General features: G+C 62.7%; 10 protein-coding genes. 3 read left to right on the top strand and 7 right to left on the bottom strand.

Going from position 1 to position 19,543, the window contains the following annotated elements:
• Positions 1 to 174: 174 nt before the first annotated feature.
• Both DSM100688_RS08660 and DSM100688_RS08665 read left to right on the top strand, forming a co-directional pair.
• Positions 175 to 1,785, top strand: a complete 1,611-nt coding sequence (locus DSM100688_RS08660; protein WP_152358701.1) for a sodium/proline symporter — start codon at positions 175 to 177, stop codon at positions 1,783 to 1,785.
• Positions 1,786 to 1,862: 77 nt separating this feature from the next.
• On the top strand, positions 1,863 to 2,792 hold the full coding sequence (locus DSM100688_RS08665) for a hypothetical protein (protein WP_152358702.1): 930 nt from the start codon (positions 1,863 to 1,865) through the stop codon (positions 2,790 to 2,792).
• Positions 2,793 to 2,989: 197 nt separating this feature from the next.
• Here the strand turns inward: DSM100688_RS08665 and DSM100688_RS08670 are convergent, their stop codons facing one another.
• Complete coding sequence (locus tag DSM100688_RS08670; protein WP_240811854.1) at positions 2,990 to 5,014, bottom strand: threonine/serine exporter family protein; 2,025 nt, start codon at positions 5,012 to 5,014, stop codon at positions 2,990 to 2,992.
• Between the two features lie 307 nt (positions 5,015 to 5,321).
• Here DSM100688_RS08670 and DSM100688_RS08675 point away from each other — a divergent pair, with 307 nt between their 5' ends.
• A complete protein-coding gene (locus DSM100688_RS08675) occupies positions 5,322 to 8,075 on the top strand; it encodes a phosphoenolpyruvate carboxylase (RefSeq protein WP_152358703.1) in 2,754 nt (917 codons plus the stop codon).
• A gap of 496 nt (positions 8,076 to 8,571) precedes the next feature.
• Here the strand turns inward: DSM100688_RS08675 and DSM100688_RS08680 are convergent, their stop codons facing one another.
• From DSM100688_RS08680 to DSM100688_RS08705, 6 genes are all read right to left on the bottom strand, one after another.
• Positions 8,572 to 9,630, bottom strand: a complete 1,059-nt coding sequence (locus tag DSM100688_RS08680) for a virulence RhuM family protein (protein ID WP_239519420.1) — start codon at positions 9,628 to 9,630, stop codon at positions 8,572 to 8,574.
• A complete protein-coding gene (locus DSM100688_RS08685) occupies positions 9,587 to 9,913 on the bottom strand; it encodes a hypothetical protein (protein ID WP_152358704.1) in 327 nt (108 codons plus the stop codon). The genes DSM100688_RS08680 and DSM100688_RS08685 overlap by 44 nt, the downstream gene beginning before the upstream one ends.
• 258 nt (positions 9,914 to 10,171) lie before the next feature.
• Positions 10,172 to 11,176, bottom strand: a complete 1,005-nt coding sequence (locus tag DSM100688_RS08690; protein ID WP_152358705.1) for a LacI family DNA-binding transcriptional regulator — start codon at positions 11,174 to 11,176, stop codon at positions 10,172 to 10,174.
• A gap of 149 nt (positions 11,177 to 11,325) precedes the next feature.
• Entirely contained in the window at positions 11,326 to 16,419 is a 5,094-nt protein-coding gene (locus DSM100688_RS08695) for an Ig-like domain-containing protein (RefSeq protein WP_163146932.1), read from the bottom strand.
• A gap of 200 nt (positions 16,420 to 16,619) precedes the next feature.
• Complete coding sequence (locus DSM100688_RS08700) at positions 16,620 to 18,185, bottom strand: MFS transporter (protein ID WP_163146931.1); 1,566 nt, start codon at positions 18,183 to 18,185, stop codon at positions 16,620 to 16,622.
• Between the two features lie 333 nt (positions 18,186 to 18,518).
• Positions 18,519 to 19,508, bottom strand: coding sequence for a LacI family DNA-binding transcriptional regulator (locus tag DSM100688_RS08705; RefSeq protein ID WP_163146930.1), 990 nt, complete (start codon positions 19,506 to 19,508; stop codon positions 18,519 to 18,521).
• Between the last annotated feature and the right edge of the window lie 35 nt (positions 19,509 to 19,543).

The raw sequence follows: 19,543 nt of genomic DNA on the forward strand, positions 1-19,543 counted from the left end.
AGTCACACAGAACGCGACCGCGCAAGACCACAGTACGAGACGCACAAGCACAGGCCTGCCCCAAATCGGTACATTGTCACCAACCGATATCGTGCACGCACTTCTTTACATCCGCACTTCCGCACTCGCATTGACAGGCAGCACGTCGGGTTCCGAGAACGAAACGGGAAGAACATGGGACTGAACGACTTCTGGATTTTGCTCGCAATGGGCATCTATTTCGCCGCGATGCTGTCCGTCGGATTCGCATTCTCCAAGCGCTCCAACTCGTCGTCTCAGGAATACTTCGCAGGTGGCCGCGGCGTCGGCCCGTGGCTCACCGCCTTGTCCGCCGAAGCGTCCGACATGTCCGGCTGGCTGCTCATGGGTCTGCCCGGCCTCGCCTATTTCACCGGCGCGGCCGACCCGATGTGGACCGCGGTCGGCCTCGCCGTCGGCACGTACCTCAACTGGAAGCTCGTCGCCCGCCGTCTACGCCGCTACTCGGTGGTCGCCGGCGACGCGATCACCATCCCCGACTTCTTCTCCAAACGCTACCACGACCGCGAAAACATCCTTTCTACGCTCGCCGCGTTCATCATCCTCGTGTTCTTCTGCGTATATGTGGGCAGCTGCTTCGTCACGGTCGGCAAGCTGTTCGCCACCCTGTTCGGCTTCGACTACCACCTCATGATGATCCTCGGCGCGATGGTCGTGTTCGTGTACACCGTCGTCGGCGGTTACCTGTCGGTGGTGGTGACCGACTTCATCCAGGGCATGCTCATGTTCTTCGCGCTGGCCGTGGTGTTCGTCGGTTCGGTCGTCTCGGCGGGTGGCATCGGCAATACGGTCGCGTTCCTGCGCGCCATTCCGGGCTTCCTGTCGGGCACCGAGGTCGCGGTGCCGACGCTCAACGACCTTGGCGAGCAGATTATCCGCGACGGTCAGGCCGTGTTCTCCGCGCCGCGCGACTACGGCATCATCACCATCGTGTCCATGATGGCGTGGGGACTGGGCTATTTCGGCATGCCGCAGGTGCTGGTGCGGTTCCTGTCGATCCGCAGCGTGGAAGAGATTCGCAAGTCGCGCATCATCGCGACCTCGTGGTGCGTGCTGTCGCTGGCGTGCGGTGTATGCATTGGCCTGGTGGGCCGCGCGATGATGCCGACCGAATTCACGACTCAGGCCGCCGCGGAGAACGTGTTCATCGTGATCGCGCAGACGCTGCTGCCGAGCTTCCTGTGCGGCGTGGTGGTGTCAGGCATCTTCGCCGCGTCGATGAGTTCATCATCGTCCTATATGATCATCGGCGCGTCCGCGATGGCGGAGAACATCTTCCGTGGGGTGCTGCACCGACGCGCGACTGACCGGCAGGTGATGATGGTGGCGCGGGCCACGCTCGTGCTCATGTTTGTATTCGGCGTGATCGTGGCCTATGACCAGAATTCCTCGATCTTCCAAGTCGTGTCCTATGCGTGGGCCGGATTGGGCGCGTCGTTCGGTCCGCTCATGCTGTGCTCGCTGTATTGGCGGCGCACCAATCGCGCGGGCGCGATCGCAGGCATGCTGGTGGGCACGGCCACCGTGCTGATCTGGCACGAGTTCGTCAAACCGCTGGGTGGGGTGTTCGCGATCTACGAGCTGCTGCCCGCGTTCGTGCTGTCGCTGGCCGCGATCATGGCGGTATCGCTCGCCACCGCCGCACCGAGCGACGAGGTGCTGTACGAGTTCGACCATTATCTCGACTCGATCGGCACGATGGATGACGACGGACTCATCACCGCGGAGGTAGTGAACGAGCGGTAATTACCGAATTTGTCCACATATCCACAATTTTCCCGAGGCCGGTGGCGCGGCACACGTTGATCCCCTACGGTCGGAATATGACCGACGAATCGATCTCCCTGAAAGCGCTCACCGAGCTGAAAAACCTCCGCATGCAAGCGTGCGCCGAGTTGCAGAACCGCACCCGGCAGCCTCTGGTCTACACCCGTTCCACGGCGTTGGAACTGCTATCCATTGAGAAACCGAGAACCCCACGCATGGAGAAACGGGACTCCGTGGCATGGGCCGTCGTCCCGTCGTTGCAGCGGCGATGCCACGTGCGCGGAGTGAAATATCTAGCGTGGACTGGTCCTCTTGAAACACAGGTTGTTGGGCGGCATTACGAATGCGTGACGCCGGTCTGCGCGTGGGCGCATTATGCGGCGGTGCTGCCATTGGACGAGTTGATCGTGCTTGGCGAATCGATGATGCGCCGCGATAAACGGCTCAAGCGCGCTGAAATCGATGATTTTGTCCGATTCATCGCCGGTGCTGATCGTTTTGAGGGCATACGCCGATGCCGGTTGGCATTACGTGTGATCCGCGAGAACACCGATTCGTCGATGGAGACACGCACCCGACTTGCGTTGATGCGCTACGGGCTGCCGGCCCCTGATGTCAACTACGAACTCACGGTGGCAGGAACCTCGCGGTCGTTGTATCTCGACATGGCATATCCGACGCTGAAAATCGCCATCGAATATGACGGCAATCATCACCGGTTCAGTAGCGATCAGGTGTTGCGGGATGACAAACGCCGGGACATGATCGAAGCAATGGGATGGCGGTACCTCAAAGTTACATTCGTGGATCTGAGTAACGAACGCGCCGAGGAGGAACTGAGCCAGCGGGTGGCCACCGCCATGGAAAAGGTGCTGCGGATCCCCGTACCGCTGGAACCACGGCTCGCGATCGAGCAGGTATGTGACGGACACCGGCTGAAGCGCAAGCCAATTTGGGAACACCGTGCTAGGCTTTTCGCAAACTGAGAGGCAGATTTCACGGTTGATCGAAGTCTTTCTTCAATCTGAGAGGCAGACATTTCGGAATGTCATCCTTAATATACCCCCGAAATCGTCGGAGAAGGGATGCATCCTAAGGATGCCTGCCTCTCAGTTTGAAGAAAGACCACTGCAAGGAGCCCAATCCGCCTCTCAGTTTCAAGAAGGCGGAGGCTCCTAACGACTCAGATGTCGTAGCGCCAGGATTTGTCGGTGATGACGCGGGCCATCGCCAGACCGATGGGCAGGCAAATGATGACCATGAACGCGCGGAACGCCCAGTCAAGCGCGTTCAGCGTCTGGAAGCTGCCGAGGTACCACATCGCGCGGTACATATACAGGCCCGGAACCATGATGACGATCGACGGCACGGTCAGGCAGATGCGCGGATAGCCGAGATGCGGCGGCAGCCACCCCTTGCGCACCGAGGAACGCCACACGGTCGCCAAAATACCGGCCAGGAACGCGCCGATGAACGCGCCCGCCTCGGCCGGCACGCCCATGTCCACGATCTCGAGGCGCAGCGTGTCAGTGATCATGCCGATCACGGCGGCCGTCAGGCACATGCGCTGCGGCGAGTTGAACATCACGGAGAAGCCCCACACACCAAGGAACGCGAACAGTGCGCGCAGCAGCATGTTAACCCACGGATTGAGCCCGAGCGGCTCGAATCCCTGCGGGTTGAGGTGCACGATCGTGGCGACCATCCAGCCGGCAAGAGTGGCCATGAGGATGATGCACAGCACGTAGGTCACGCGCTGCACGCCGGAAGGGAAGTCGATCTTGGCCATGTCAAGCCCGCCCGTGATGAGCGGGAATCCGGGGATGACGAACAGCATCGCGCCGATGTACGCAGTGTCGTGCTGCAGCGCGACCGGGTCGAACAGGCCGATGAGTCGCAGCGTGCCCGTGCACGCGAGCGCCGCAACCGCCACGCATACGAACGTGACGAAGAACTGGTTGAGATGCCGCTTGAACAGGACGCGGCGCAGCCAGTGGCCGAGCCCGGCGCCGACGAACGCGCCGACCATGTCGTACGGGCCGCCGCCGAGCAGGAACACGAAGGATGCGCAGGCGATCGCGGAGGCGAGGCCGGCGAAGGCGGGGGAGTAGAGCGGTTTGCGCCGTTCGATCATGTCGAGCCGCTGGTGGGCCTGCCGCACGGTGATGCCGGGGCGGCCGGTGACGCGTTCCTTGCCGACGTGGTCGAAGTGTTCGGCGTATTCGCCCTTCGGCGGCTTGTGCGCGTGCCTGCGCGCGTCGGGCGCGGATGGGATGAAGCCGCCGTCCGGAGCCGGACGATGCTTGACGTGGTCGCTGATCGTTCGGTGTTCCGCAGACGGCTGGCCAGATGACCGGTTGGCCGTCTGAACCGGAGATGCCGATGCCACTGACTCGGCGATGTCCGGACGGGCGTCGCCGGAAATCCGATAATCCTCGGCCGATGCGCCGGCCTGCGCCGCCTCGGCTTCTTCCGCCTGTTCGACGGCCGCCCGCGCGGCGAGCGACTGGGTCATCGCGGACTGCGACCAGTCGGTTTCGTGCACGTCGAGCTGCTGTGCGATCGGCTCGCCCGGATCGGCATGCCGGCTGGCGGCCTCGAGCGCGTCAAGCACGGCGTCCTGCCCGGGCTCGACGGCGCTGCCGGTGGAAGTCGCCGAATCCGCGTCCTTGTCGTGCTTCTCCTCCTCGCGCAGCTGCTTGGCCAGTTCGGCCGAGACCTGCGAGGCGTCCTTGGTGTCGAGGTGCTGCATGAGTCCCTTCGACACTTCGGGCCGGCTGTGGTACATGGAGTCCTCGCCGAGGTTGACGCTGAACCAGTCGGCAAAATGTTCGAGCAGCCAGATGCGTTCGGTGTTGACGCCCGTGGACGGCAGGTCGATGACTTCGGTGATGCGGTCCTTGCCGTCGGTGCAGGCGGCTTCGATGTCGGTGAGGTTGACGTCGGCGCGCACGTGCACGCCGAGCGGGTAGGCGATGCGGTGCATCATCTCGCGCACGCGGAACGATCCGGTGCCGGCCGACAGGTCGAGCAGGCCGACGCGTACGATGACGCTGGCCTTGGCGGCGATGCCCGCTTCGGTGATGGGTTTGTCCCAGTCGCGTTCGATGTCTTCCATGTCGAGCGGGATGGAGTGCGTGTGGAAATGCTGTACTGCGGCGGCGCTGCTTTCGCCGTCCTCTCGTTCGTATTGATGCCCTTGACTCACGCTTTCAGGTTTACCGCGCGGCGTGGGCGAGTGCGACGATGGTCATATTTAAGTCCATATCGTGGATGGTTGCATCTCATATTCACACCTTGTCCCCATGAGCCGCCTTCGCGCAATCGAACACGAACCCATGTTCGCATCCCACAACCCGAACCCCGTAACGAAAGTGTCGATAACCCGGTCATACAATAGCCCCACAACCGTTGAACCAACGGCTTTGGGTTCGCAACGACCGACTAACACAACCGTGGAGGAGCCGCGGATGGTCGGCAGACCGAACAACCGGGAGTTCAGCAAAGGAGGTCTGATGACAACTAATGATCAGCAGATCACGCCCGCCGACGCCACGATCGTGACGTCCGGTCTGGGGACCAAAGGCCCCGAAGAGCGTGATCTTCCCGAGTCGCTCAAATACGACATGGATCTGTGTCTGCGCATTCTGCGCGACGTTTTGGGCGAATTCGATCCCGAACTTCTCTCCACATTCGACACGGTGCGCAATTACGCCGTGGAGGCCAGCGCCGAGCATTTCGAAGGCATGCTTGACCCGAATCCCGATCAGGACGGGCTCAAGAAGGCCGTGGAGACCATCGACAACATGTCGCTGCACGACGCGCAGCTGCTCGCCCGCGCGTTCACCACGTACTTCCATCTGGCGAACCTGAGCGAGGAGAACTATCGCGTCTCCGTGCTGCGCCAGCGTGAGAACGAGGTCTCCGGCGATCAGGCGTACGATCCGGTGAACGAGATGACCTCCGCCTACCACCAGCTCATCAACGAGATGGGTCCGGCCAAGGCGAAGGATCTGCTCGAAAAGCTCGAGTTCCATCCGGTGTTCACCGCGCATCCGACCGAAGCCCGCCGCAAGGCTGTCGAAGGCAAGATCCGCCGCATCGCCGAACTGCTCGAGGAGCATCGCACGCTCGGCGGTTCCGACCGCAAGGAGAACAGCCGTCGTCTGTACAACGAGATCGACGCCCTGTTCCGCACTTCGCCGATCGCGCTCAAGAAGCCGACCCCGGTTGAGGAAGCCGATACGATCCTCGACATCTTCGACAACACGCTGTTCCACACGATTCCGGCCGTCTACCGTCGTTTTGACGACTGGGTCCTTGGCGACAAGGCCGGCCTCGTCGAGCCGGTGTGCCCCGCGTTCTTCCATCCGGGCAGCTGGATCGGCTCCGACCGCGACGGCAACCCGAACGTCACCGCGAAGGTCAGCCGTCAGGTCGCCCGCAAGTTCTCCGATCACGTGATCGCCGCGCTTGAGGAGGCCACCCGCACGGTCGGCCGCAACTTGACGATGGAATCCGGTACCACCCCGCCGAGCGCCGAACTGCTCAACCTCTGGAACCACCAGAAGGAGATGAGCGAGCGTCTGACCGACAAGGCCGCGCTGATCTCCACCAAGGAGATGCACCGCGCCGTCATGCTGGTCATGGCCGATCGTCTGCACTACACGATCGAACGCGACGCCGATCTCATGTACCATTCATCCGACGACTTCCTCGCCGACCTCAAGGTCGTCCAGCGTTCGCTGGCCGACGCCGGCGCGAAGCGTTCCGCCTACGGTCCGCTGCAGGATCTGATCTGGCAGACCGAGACGTTCGGCTTCCACATGGTCGAGATGGAGTTCCGCCAGCATTCCGTCGTGCACGCGCGTGCGCTCGAGGACATCCGCGAGCACGGCCTGCACGGCGAGCGTGGCCCGCTGCAGCCGATGACGCACGAGGTGCTCGACACATTCCGCGCGCTCGGCTCGATCCAGAAGCGCAACGGCATCAAGGCCGCGCGCCGCTACATCATCTCGTTCACGAAGTCCGCGCAGAACGTGCGCGACGTGTATGAGCTGAACCGTCTCGCGTTCGCGCACCCCGAGGACGTGCCGACCATCGACGTGATCCCGCTGTTCGAACAGCTTGAGGATCTGGAGCATTCGGTGGACGTGCTCGAGGAGATCGTCAAGATCCCCGAAGTGCAGGCTCGCCTGAAGGCCACCGGCAACAAGATGGAGGTCATGCTCGGCTACTCCGATTCCTCGAAGGACGCCGGCCCGACCACCGCCACCCTCGCGCTGCACTCCGCCGAACAGCGGATCGTCGCGTGGGCCGAGGGCCACAAGATCGACCTGACGCTATTCCACGGCCGTGGCGGCGCCGTTGGCCGTGGCGGCGGCCCCGCGAACCGCGCGGTGCTGGCCCAGCCGAAGGGTTCCGTGAACTGCCGCTTCAAGCTGACCGAGCAGGGCGAGGTGATCTTCGCCCGTTACGGCAACCCGATCCTGGCCGTGCGCCACATCGAGTCCGTCGCCGCCGCGACACTGCTGCAGTCCGCGCCGAGCGTCGAGAAGACGAACACCGAGATGACCGCGAAGTACGCGGACATGACGGCGAAGCTGGACGAGGCCGCGCACAACCGCTTCCTCGACCTGCTGCAGACCCCGGACTTCGCGCCGTGGTTCTCGACCGTCACGCCGCTGACCGAGGTCGGCCTGCTGCCGATTGGCTCGCGTCCGGCCAAGCGCGGCCTGGGTGCGAAGTCGCTCGACGATCTGCGTACGATCCCGTGGGTGTTCTCGTGGGCGCAGGCGCGCATCAACCTGGCCGCGTGGTACGGCCTGGGCACCGCGTGCGAGCAGTTCGGCGATCTCGAGACGCTGCGCGCGGCGTACGAGGAGTGGCCTCTGTTCTCGACGTTCATCGACAACATCGAGATGTCGCTGGCCAAGACCGACGAGCGCATCGCGAAGATGTACCTCGCGCTCGGCGACAACGACGAGCTGTCGAAGAAGGTGCTTGACGAGATGGAGCTGACCACGAAGTGGGTGCTCAAGATCGTCAACGACAAGTGGCCGCTGCAGCACCGTCACGTGCTCGGCCAGGCGATCCGCGTGCGTTCCCCGTACGTCGACGCACTGTCCGTCACGCAGGTGCTTGCGCTGCGTTCACTGCGTAAGAAGGTGGACAAGGAAGAGCTCAGCCAGAGCCAGCAGGCCGGCTTCATCTACCTCATCCTCTGCACCGTTTCGGGCGTCGCCGCCGGCCTCCAGAACACGGGCTGACGTTTGCGTCGGTGTATCGCAACTCGCGTTGCGATACACCGGTTGGGAAGCCCAGTGGGCTTCCCAACACGCAAACGTAGCGGTTGTTCTGCGTTATAGCGAAGCGCACGCAGAACAACCGCAGCACAGCAAGCCTTCCGCTCTCCCAGCGGAAGGCTTTCCTTTTCCCGCCCAGCTCCCCTCTCCGAGGGGAGCTGTCGAACGCAGTGAGACTGAGGGGAGCAGCCCGGCCAGTCCAGAGTTCCCCGCAGCGAAGGGAGCCACGCTCACACCCCCATCCCCTTAACGGGCATACAGCCGATTTCAAGAGTGGAATCGGCTGTATGTCCGTTAAGGTCGTTGTCTCGTCTGCCGTCGATGCCAGCAAACGCCCCGCACTCTTCCCTAACGGACAACCAGCCGATTTCGCAGGCGTTTTCGACTGTATGTCCGTTAGGGCGGAGAGAGGACCGTATGCAGAGTGTGAATAAACTTGCCGACTGTCGACGGCCGCACCTCAACGTCGATTGGCCACTTCCGCCACGAACCGGTCGAAATCAGACTCCTGCGTGTCGTTGAACCTACGGAATTCCGCAACGGCCTTCGCGTCGGCCTGCTTCTTGCTCACCGTGCCTTTGCCCTGCAACGTCGCCCCGCCGGTAAACATGATGTACTGGTTGCACAGCTCCACGCATTCGGCCATCGTGGTGGTCTGATGGTTGCGCACCCGCAGTTCGGCGGCATCCAGAAAGCCCGAGACCAACTGGTTGAGATGGCTGAGCTCGTCCTCGCTGAGATAGTTCTTGGCTACCGTCACATCCGACGAGTGGATGCGTCCTTCCGGCGATCCTTTCCATGTCGTCAATCCCATATTCGGCTTGCCGGCATCGGCGCGCTCGTTGATGATCTCCGCCGCGGTATGGCCGCTGACGGCGTAATGGAACCGATTCTGCACGTTAGCGAAGAAATCGCGCGCCGCCTGGCTTTTCGGATCGTAATCCACGCTAATGTCCTGGAAGAGATCCGTGATCTTCTGATAGAACCGCCGTTCGCTGGCGCGAATGTCGCGGATACGGCGCAGTAGCTCATCGAAATAGTCTTTGCCGAACGGACGACCGTTCCTGAGCATGTCATCATTGAGCACGAATCCCTTGATGATGTACTCGCGCAGAGTTTTCGTCGCCCACTGACGAAAGCGGGTCGCCTTCATGCTATTGACACGGTATCCGACCGCGATGATGGCGTCGAGATTGTAGAACGCCACTTCTCGATTGACCGTACGATTGCCCTCCCGTCGAACTATCCGGAAATTCCGGATAGTTGCCGATTCCTCCAGCTCTTGGCTGGAATATATATTCTTCAAGTGCTCATTCACCGTACGCACATTGACATCGAACAGCTCGGCCATCGCCTTTTGCGTCAACCAAAACGTCTCGTTTTCGTACCGTACCTGCACCGGCACGTTACGCCCATCATCCTGATACAGCACAATGTTCGTCTCGATGGCGTCCGCCCCTGCGGCTTCACCGCCTTCAGGCACCGTCGTCCCGTTCATCCGATCCGTCGTCGTGGTCATGGTGATCATCTCCTTCCTTGCGATCATCATCGGTCTCATGCTCCAACTCCCGGAGCACGTCGGCAGCGTCCTTTCCGAAGAAATGACACAAAGTCACGAACTCCAACAGCGTCGGCGTCCCGTTCTTCTTCCGTAGGATATCCATGACGCGGCTATGCGTCATGCCGGTCCCCGCACCGATGCGTCGGTACGATGGCGTTTCGTCGGCGTCCTCACGCAACTGCATGAAATACTCCGCCGTCAGCCGTTCGAGTTCGCTCCACTGTCTGCCTTTGACTGCCATGCCGTCACCCTATCACGATAGGTCGAATATTCATCCACACGGCATGTTGCCACACAACCCAACGGACAACCAGCCGAAATCGGGGACGAAATCGGCTGTAAGTCCGTTGAGATTGTTGCTTTCTGTCGTTGATGCCGATAAATACCCCGCACGTTTTTCATCTCAACGGACATACAGCCGATTCCGTAGTCGTTTTCGACTGTATGTCCGTTGGAGGAGAGGGAAAGGACGGGAGGAACGGAGCAGCATCGCCCCTCCTCACCGCCGTGCGGTGGACTCGCGCTCGATGAGCTTGTATCCCACGTTCACGGTCTGCGGGAAATACTCCTCGTCGGGATGCTCGATGCGGCGCATGAGCAGCGACACGGCCGTGTTCGCCATCCCCTTGAAATCCGTGGCGACGGTCGTCAGCGACGGCACGGTGTACTGGCCGGAGGTGATGCCGTCGAAGCCAATCACCATCACGTCGTCCGGCACCTTCACGCCAGCATCAGCCAGACCGCGCAGCACACCGATCGCGATGCCATCGTTCAGACAGTACAGTCCGTCGTAGCCGGTCTCGCGCAACGCCTGCGCGATCGTATGGCCGGTCTCGATGCCGCCGTCGATCGACCATGCCGACTTGATGAAATCGCGCTCCTCGTCGAACGGCAGTCCGGCGGCCAGGATCGCGGCTTTCGCAGAGTGCATGCGCAGGTCACGCGAGCCGGGGATGACGTTCGGGTTGCCGGGGTCGCGGTTGTCGCCGACGATGCCGATGCGCGTGCAGCCGCGCGCGACGAGATGTTCGATGGCCGCGCGCGAGCCTTCCGCACTCGGCGCGTTCACGGTGTCGATACCGGTGCCGGTATCGTAGTTCTCGAGCATGACGGACGGATGCTCGTGCAGGATGTCGAGTGCGCGCGGCGCGTTGATCGCGATAATGCCGTCCGAGAACGTGTACGACAGGTCATTGCTGCCGTTCAGGTAGCGCGACAGTTCGATGAGCATGTGCGATCCGCGACGGTTGACTTCGTCGGCGACGCACATCGACAGGTGCGAGAAGTAGTCGCCTTCGAGACCGGACGTGAGGAACGTGATCGTGTCGCTGCGGCCGGAGCGCAGGGACCGACCGGACAGGTTGGTCTTATACCCGAGTTTCTTCGCGGCCTCGCGCACGCGCTGGATGGTTTCGGGGCGCACGTAATCCTTGCCGCGCAGCGCGGCGGATGCGGTTGTGGCCGTGACCCCTGCCAGTTTGCCGACATCCTTGAGCGTTGCCATACGATCCCTTTCTTTCCCTGCGATTACAGCGCTTTATCGTTAAGATTGATTCGTCAAGATTGATTGTAGGCCCGGTATCCGCGGCGACTCGCGGATACCGGGCCTACAACGACGTTTCGCCCCACGACACTTGGGACGGGACCGCCGGATTACCGGCTCGTCACCAGGTAGGTACGCGTGGTGACGCGGTCCTCGGACGTGACGATGATGCGCGTCTCATCCGATCCCACAGCCGGCGGCACCACGGTGATCGCGACATTGGAGCCAGCCACCGGCACCGGTTCGACGGCCGGTTGCGAACCGTCACCAGACATGCCGGACGCACCCGACGTATACGTCTCCACGTCCGGATCGAACGCGACCGGCTCGCCGTCGACGAGAATCCCCGCCAGATCGGCGTCGCCATGCACCGCCGGAATCTGCGCGTCGCCCCGTACCTCGGTGATCGCCACGACTTCGCCGTCATCCGTATGGAAGGTGATACGAATGCGCGATGTGCGCACCATCTCGAACGAGTACGTCGTTTCGTCGCCGTTCGAGACCATCTCGTTGCCCGGCTTGTCGCCGACGGTCGCGTACGCCCACGCCGCGTCGTTTTTCTGCTCGACCGGATGATGGGTCACGGACAGATCACGCACCGGCTTCCATGAAACCGCGTCATCCGACCCCGCACCCACGGAGCCGTCCACATCGAGATACTCGACATCCACGTGCTCCGGCAGCACCACGCCGTCGCCGTCCAGGCAGTAGTACACCGTGAACGAGTCGAGCATGAACGGCGTCTCCTCGCCGTAGCCGAAGCGGTATTCCAGCCACGCCGTGTTCGACGGATCTCCGGCCGTCGACCAACGGTTTTTCAGGTTGTAGCCGAGGCGGGCGGTGTACGAGACGGTACCGTCCATCAGGTCAGCCACGTCCTCCTGCGCCTTCGGGTCGGTGTTGGTGTAGGAGGCGCGTACCTGTGGGTACACGTCGTTGCGGAACGAGAACAGGTCGCGGTTCTGCACATGCTCGTCGGTCACGCGAACATGCGCGACGGCACGGCGACCGGTCACCCCGGCGACCGCGCCTTCGACTGTGAACTCGCCCGGTGCGGCGACAGCCGTCGCGTCGATCGCATCCCACACGACCGGCAGGTCTTCCTTGAGTCCGTCGCTCCAGTAGACCGCGACGGTCGGGAAGGTCTCGGCCAGATCTGGCACGATATGCGTGATGGTCGCGATGGATACGTTGGCCACCGCGGATACCGCAACGACGACGATCGTGGCGTGTGCGGCCAGTCCGGTGTCGCCGACGGTTCCGGTGACGGTCACGCGACCAGGTTTGGCCAACGCATCGCCCGGGACCGGCTGCCAATCGACCGGAATCTCGGCATCGAATCCGTGGTCGAACGAAACGGTCGCCGCGGATGGCAGTTCGGGAGCCTCACCCACGATGGTACGCAACGTGACGTCACGCACGGCAGTCGGTCGCTTGGCATGCGTACCGTGCGCCACGGTGAGCGGCAGGGGAGCGCTGGCGACTACTGCGCCGCCGTAGGTGACGGTCGCGGTGACGTTCGCGGTTCCGGCGAGCACTGCGACGAGGGCATGATCGGTCCCGTCGGTCGCGGACGCAGTCTGACCGGAGGCAGGATCAGCGGCGGCGAGCACAGCATGATTGGAGCTGTCGATGACAACGTGTGCGTCATCGAGGTCGATCGGCAGGCCGTTGGTATTGGTCGCGGAAACGACGACCGGCACGATCGCGTCTTCGATCGGATTGGCAACGGTCGCAGCGATGCTTACGTTGGCAACCGGAGCGGGGGCGATATCGAGACCGATCGTGTACGTGCGGCCTCGCTTGCCGTCTTCGGAAGTGACGTGTACGCGGTACGCGCCGTTCGGCCAGTTGGCCGGCGGCAGCACGTAGACGAGGTCGTTGCCTTCGGCTTCCGCCTCGATGACCGGCTTGGGCTGGTCGTAACGCTGGGCGAGCGTGTATTCGGTGCGTTCGGGATCGAAATCGGCAACCGGCTTGCCGTTAATGCGCAGCGAGCGAAGCGCAGGTTCGTTGATCGGCCGCTCGCCGTCGGCGAGGATGCGAACGGACGCATGCGCGGTCAGCGAACACGACGGGCCGGACACGCCGCCGGGCACTGCAACGGTTCCGGATACCGCGACAACGCCATCGCCCGCAACATCGACACCATCGGGCAACGCATCCCACGTCACCGGCAACCGCATGAATCCGCCATCACTGGTGATCGCGGTTACGGCATCCGGCAACTCCACCGGGCGATCAGCGCCACCATCGCCGGCAACGGTCAACGCGACCGGCACTACGTCATCCACGGTCACCACGACCACATCAGCGAAAGTTTCACGTGAAACACCATCGCCGCAGTCGATCGCACCGCGCACGCGGAACGCACCGGCCGCCGAACCGCAACCATCATCGACCGCATCCCACGTCACCGGCACCGCCCGCCGCGATCCGTCACCGAACCGCACGGTCACAGTCTCCGGCAACGTCGGCGCGACGCCCGCAACCGTACGCACGGCCACCGGCTCGACATCGACCACGTCACCGGCCGCCACGTTTCCGGCAACCGCAATCACGCACGACGCCTTCTTCAATCCCTTGCCACGCGCGGTCACGCGAATCGGCAGCCCGGACCCGTCGGATGCGACGATCGCCACCACCAGACCGCTGTATGCGCGATGCGTGGCGGATTGCAGCGGCTCGGTGTTCGTCTGGCTGCCGTTATCGGTACCGAGCAGCCGGCCATGCTCCACGCTGAACGTCACCTCGTCGTCGGCACGCGGCACGGTCACGCCGATGTCGTCGGTCACGGCGGCAGTGACGTAGCTCAGATCCTTGCCGTCACCGGTGATCACGTGACGGTCGGCGGATAGCCGCAGAGCCGCCGGCGAACCCGGCGTGGCCTTGCTGTCACGCGCCACGATACGGCCCGTGGCATCGCGCGCCACGACCTCGATCACGCCCGGCTCAAACGGCACTTCCCAGTCGAGGCTGAGCTTGCGGCGACTCGGATTCGCCTTCGCGTAGCGGTACTGGAACGGCTTGTCCGCATGGGACGCATCCAGATGGAAGTCCGTGTCGAAGCTGTCGAATTCGCGCACGCCGAGCGATCGCCCGTTGAGGAACAGCTCGGCCGACGCCGCGTTCGTGTACGCCCACACGCTCACCGCCTCGCCGACGCTCCAGTTCCAGTGCGGCAGCAGATGCACCATCGGCGCATCGTCCGGGTCGGTCCACAGCGATTTGTAGATGTACCACTGATCCTTCGGGATGCCGGCCGTGTCGACCATGCCGTAGTAGGAGCGCAGCGGCGCAAGTACCGTGCCGTCGGACTCGGCCATGTCGGGCTTGGTCCAGTATGAGTTGGAGATGTACGGCGCAGGTTCGCCGATGTAGTCGAAGCCGGTCCATCCGAACTCGCCCACGTTGAACGGGATGTGGATGAGTCGCTCGAACGCGACGTCGATGTAATTGCCTCGCTTGCCGCGGATGTTGTAGGCGCTCAGCTCATAGGTCGTGTCATCCCACGGCTTGCGGCCCGGCTCGAACTCGTACTTGCTGGTGTCGATCGGCGGCAGCACGGCCGGGCACTCGCTCACTTCGGTGGGGTAGACATAGTAGCCGCGGTTGGAGCAGATGTTCGCGCTTTCCGAGTTGACGATCACATCGTTCGGGTTCTTCTCGTGGACTTCGAGCATCTTGTCCTTGCTGATGTACGAGTAGCCGCGCACGTCCATGCGGTGATGGATGTCGTTGCCGATGCCGTCGATGCCCTTGGACAGATACGACGCGTCGTTGACGGAGTTCGGACGGGTCGGATCGAGCAGATGACAGCGACGGGTCAGGTCGGCCGCGATCGGAATCTCGGCCTCCTGCCAGGCGATTTCATTGCCCATGCCCCACATGAACACGCACGGCTCGTTGCGATCGCGCAGGATCATGGCCTTGAGGTCTTCCGGATAGTCGGCGGCGAAATAGTTGGAGTAGTCGTTGCGGTTCTTCGGCGCGGTCCACATATCGGTCAGCTCCTCGAGCACGAGCAGTCCGAGTCGGCTGCATTCGGCGACCTGCGTCTTGCATGCCGGATTGTGGCTGGTGCGGATCGCGTTGACCCCACCTTCCTTCATGATTTCGAGCTGGCGCGTGACGGCACGATGGTATGCGGCCGCACCGAGCGCACCTTGGTCGTGGTGCATGCACATGCCGAGCGCGCGCATGTTCACGCCGTTGAGGAACAGGCCGCGCTGCGGGTCGAGCGTGATCCAGCGCAGTCCGAAGCGTGTCTCGTACGTGTCGAGCACGGTGCCGTCGGCGGCGAGCAGTGCGGTGCGCGCGAGGTATTGGTATGGGTCGGCGGTGTTCCACAAGTGCGGCTCGGCGATGGTGAGCACCTGTTCTGCGGTCGGTGCGGGCGCGTACTGCAAGTCGGCCGACGCAACGGATTCGTTGGCCGGCGCGGCAACGATACGACCAGTCATGTCGGTCGGCACCGCCGTGACGTCTGTCGTGTCTTCGGCGACGACGCTGCCATCCGCATCAACGATGGTCGTGCGCAGCGTGACAGCCGCCGCGGACGTCGTTTCGTTGGCAATAGTGGTCGCGACGTGGACTTCGGCGACACCGTGCGCAACGTCGTCGGCCAACGTCGGCGTGGTGATCTGCGTGCCGTACTGCGCGACGTGGATCGGATCAGTGACGACGAGCGTGATGTCGCGGTACAGGCCGGCGCCCGCGTACCAGCGCGAGCTTGGTTCCTCGTTGACGGCGCGCACGGTGATGGTGTTGGGTTCGTCGCCGAAGTGCAGATGGTCGGTCACGTCGATCTGGAACGCGGTGTAGCCGTAGTGATGTTCACCGACCTTGACTCCGTTGAGCCAGATCTCCGAACGGTCCATCACGCCGTCGAAGTCGAGGACGAACCGTTTGCCGGCGAGCGCGGCGGGCATGGTGAAGGTCTTGCGGTACCAGCCTTCGCCGACCTTAAGGTAGCCGACGGTGGCGCGGGCGTTGCGCGAGAATCGCCCCTCCACGCCGAAGTCGTGGGGCACGGTGACTTCGCGCCAGGCCGAGTCGTCGAAGTCGGGGCGTTCCGCGCCGGACGGCGAGCCGCGGAAGAAGCGCCAGTCACCGTCGAAGTCGATGATCTGACGGCCGTCCGCAGTCTCGGTCAACGTCGTCTGCGGCTTGCTGACAGGCAGTTCGTAAGTGGTGAATCGCATGATCGTTCCTTTGATCAGGCCCCTGCATCGGGGCTCAATAGGCGTTTTCGGGTATGAAAAACCGGCGGCCTCCGACCCGGCAATCGGATCGGAGGCCGCCGGCTGCAAACATCCGGAAAACATGAAACAGGAAAGGTTTTCCGGAAATCTAGATCACATCATCATGACGTCTGTCATCGCCGGGAGTCCGGCGATGCGGTTCAGCCGCGGTTGGAGATGTTGATGATGTTGTTGTGACCCCAGCACTCCTCGTACTTCATGCCGGCGAGATCCTCGACGACCTTGCGGGTCTCCGGGGTGACGTCCGCCATCGAGCCGCCTTCACGCAGACGCTTGGCTTCGGCCACGAGCACCTTGTGGTTCTCGTCGTTGAGGTGCATGCGGTAGGTGAGGAAGTTGCCGAGCAGGGTGAGAACCATCGGAGTGAGGCAGTACATGTACAGCAGGGCGTTCACGGCGCTGGCCGGCTGCGTTTCGGAGCCGGACTGGAAGCCGAAGAGCACGAGCACCCAGCCGGTACCGGCCACGACGAGGGCCTGCACGACGGTGGACAGCGTTTCGGTGATGCCGGCGTACTGGCCTTCACGGCGCTTGCCTGTGACGATCTCGTCGACGTCCGGCACGAACGCCTGGATATACTGCTGCGCGTTCACGATGCCGGAGTTGCCGAGTCCGAACGCGGTGATGAGCACGGTGAAGCCGATGGCCAGCTGGGTGGGGGTGAAGTTCTGCTTGAGCAGGCCCATGACGAGGATCAGGCCGAAGAGCACGAAGGTGATGTAGCCGCCGGCGCGGTAGGTCTTCAGACCACCGACCTTGCTGGTGGCCCAGCCCCAGAAGGTTACGAATGCGATGCCGAACAGGAAGCTGATGCCGGTGGACAGCGACACGTCCTGCGCGGTGAGCATGAGCACGAAGATGATGAAGTAGGAGTTCAGGGTGCCGCGCACGTTGCGGAAGATGATCTGGGTGAGGAAGATGTACAGGTAATTGCGGAACGTGCGGATGCGGATGACGGAGACGAAGTTCCAGAAGACGGAGACGATCTGCTTGAGGGCGTTCGTCTTGCCCTTGGCGTCCTTGTCGGCTGCGGCCACATCGGTGGACGGGTCGTACGGGCGTTCCTTGATGGCGAATGCGGCGAGGACCAGCAGGATGGTGCCGACGACCGCGTACAGCATGGCGATCTTGAAGTAGGCGTCCCAGGTCTTGTTGCCCCAGATGTTGAACAGGTAGACGTTGAGCATGGACAGGCCGAAGGAACCGACGGCGCCACCGATCTGGCCACCGACGACGAGCTGGGCGCGGTCCTTGGAGTTGTCGGTCATTTCGGACGGCAGGGCGTAGTCGATGGTGGTGACGCCCGGCCAGATGGCGAAGTAGCCGACGTTGAACAGGATGTAGGCCCACACCGGCATGTTCGGCAGCCACAGCAGCACGTAGAACAGGAGGTTCAGCGGGGCGAGGATGAGCAGCATGGCGCGGCGGCGGCCGAGTTTGCGTCCGATGGACGTGGAGTACATACGGTCGGACAGCCAACCCCAGACCGGGGAGATGGCCGCGCCGGCCCACTTGCCGAACGCGAGCATGGTGGTCACGACGCCGACGCCGATGGCCATGAAGGACGTGTAGTAGAACATTTGCCACGTGTTGACCATCGTGGACATGGTGAACGACAGACCGAAGAACGCGTAGGCGATCTTGGTCCACGAGGACAGACGGCCCGTTTCGACGGTGCCGCTGCTCGCGACTGAGGTGCTAGTCATTGCTGACCTCTTTCTTTTTCTCCGTTGCTGTTCGATCCCGTGGGCACCGGCACAGCTTCGCCCGTATGACGAGTGCAGGTGCTGCCGTGGTTGACGCCCGAACGATATTGGCATCACTGCCCGTATCGTTCCGAATAATAAATCCGATTGGGATCGTTTGATTTGTTGCAAGACTTAATATAACACAATCCGGAACCTTCCGGAAATTGAGCACTCTATTCGGCGTGTCTCATCGATGAGATAACAAGGCGCGAAAGACGACGGCATATGGAAAGGCCCACGATACTGCGGTATCGTGGGCCCTATCGAACCATCGAACGACCAAACGGACGTCTACCGGGCGGTGGACTCGCCTTCGGCGATCTCGTACCCGACGGTCATGCATTGACGGGCGGCCTTGTCGTCGGGATGCTCGATGCGGCGCATGAGCAGATCCATCGCCACACGCGCCATCGTCGAGAAGTCGGTACGCACCGACGTAAGCGACGGGCTGTAGTACCGACCTTCCAGCACACCGTCGAAACCCATCACCGCCACGTCGTCCGGCACCCGCACGCCACGCTCGTTCAGACCGCGGATCACGCCGAGCGCGATGCCGTCGCTCAAGCAGTACAGGCCATCGAACGGCATACCGGCATCGGCCAGCGCATGCCCGGTCTCGATGCCTCCCTGCCGCGACCACTGTGACCGCACAAACGAGTCGTCGTCGAACCGCAATCCGAGCTTGCGGCACTCGTCCCGAGCCGATTCGTAGCGTAAGTCGCGCGAACCGGGGTACACCCCCGGTCCGCTGTTGTCGCCGACCACGGCGATGCGCGTGCAGCCGCGTTCGGCCAAATGCCGGATCGCAGCACGCGAACCGGCGGCGCTGGACGCGTTTACGGTGTCGTACGGGCACTCATCGTCGTAATTTTCCAGCACTACGGTGGGATGCTCGCGCAACAGCCGGTCGACGTGCAGCGCGTTGGTGGCGATGATGCCGTCCGACATCGGGAACGGGATCTTCTGCTTCGCGTCGTCGCGCACGAACTTCGTCAGCTCGATCAACATGTACATGCCGCGACGGTTGATCTCCTCGGCGAAGTATGTGGCGACTTCCGCAAAGTAGCTGCCCTGGATGCCCGACGTCAGAAACGTGATGGTATTGCTACGCCCTGAACGCAACGAACGCGCGGAAACATTGGGCTTGTAGCCCATCTGCTCGGCGATGGCGCGCACGCGCAGCATGGTCTTGGCGCTCACATCGCCTCCGCCGCGCAACGCGTCGGACGCGGTCGTTTTCGACACACCGGCCTTAGCGGCCACATCCTTGATCGTCACCATCGCATACACACCTTTCCTGTACATCACGATCTTCC

This window comes from Bifidobacterium ramosum (assembly GCF_009299505.1).
Lineage (GTDB): Bacteria > Actinomycetota > Actinomycetes > Actinomycetales > Bifidobacteriaceae > Bifidobacterium > Bifidobacterium ramosum.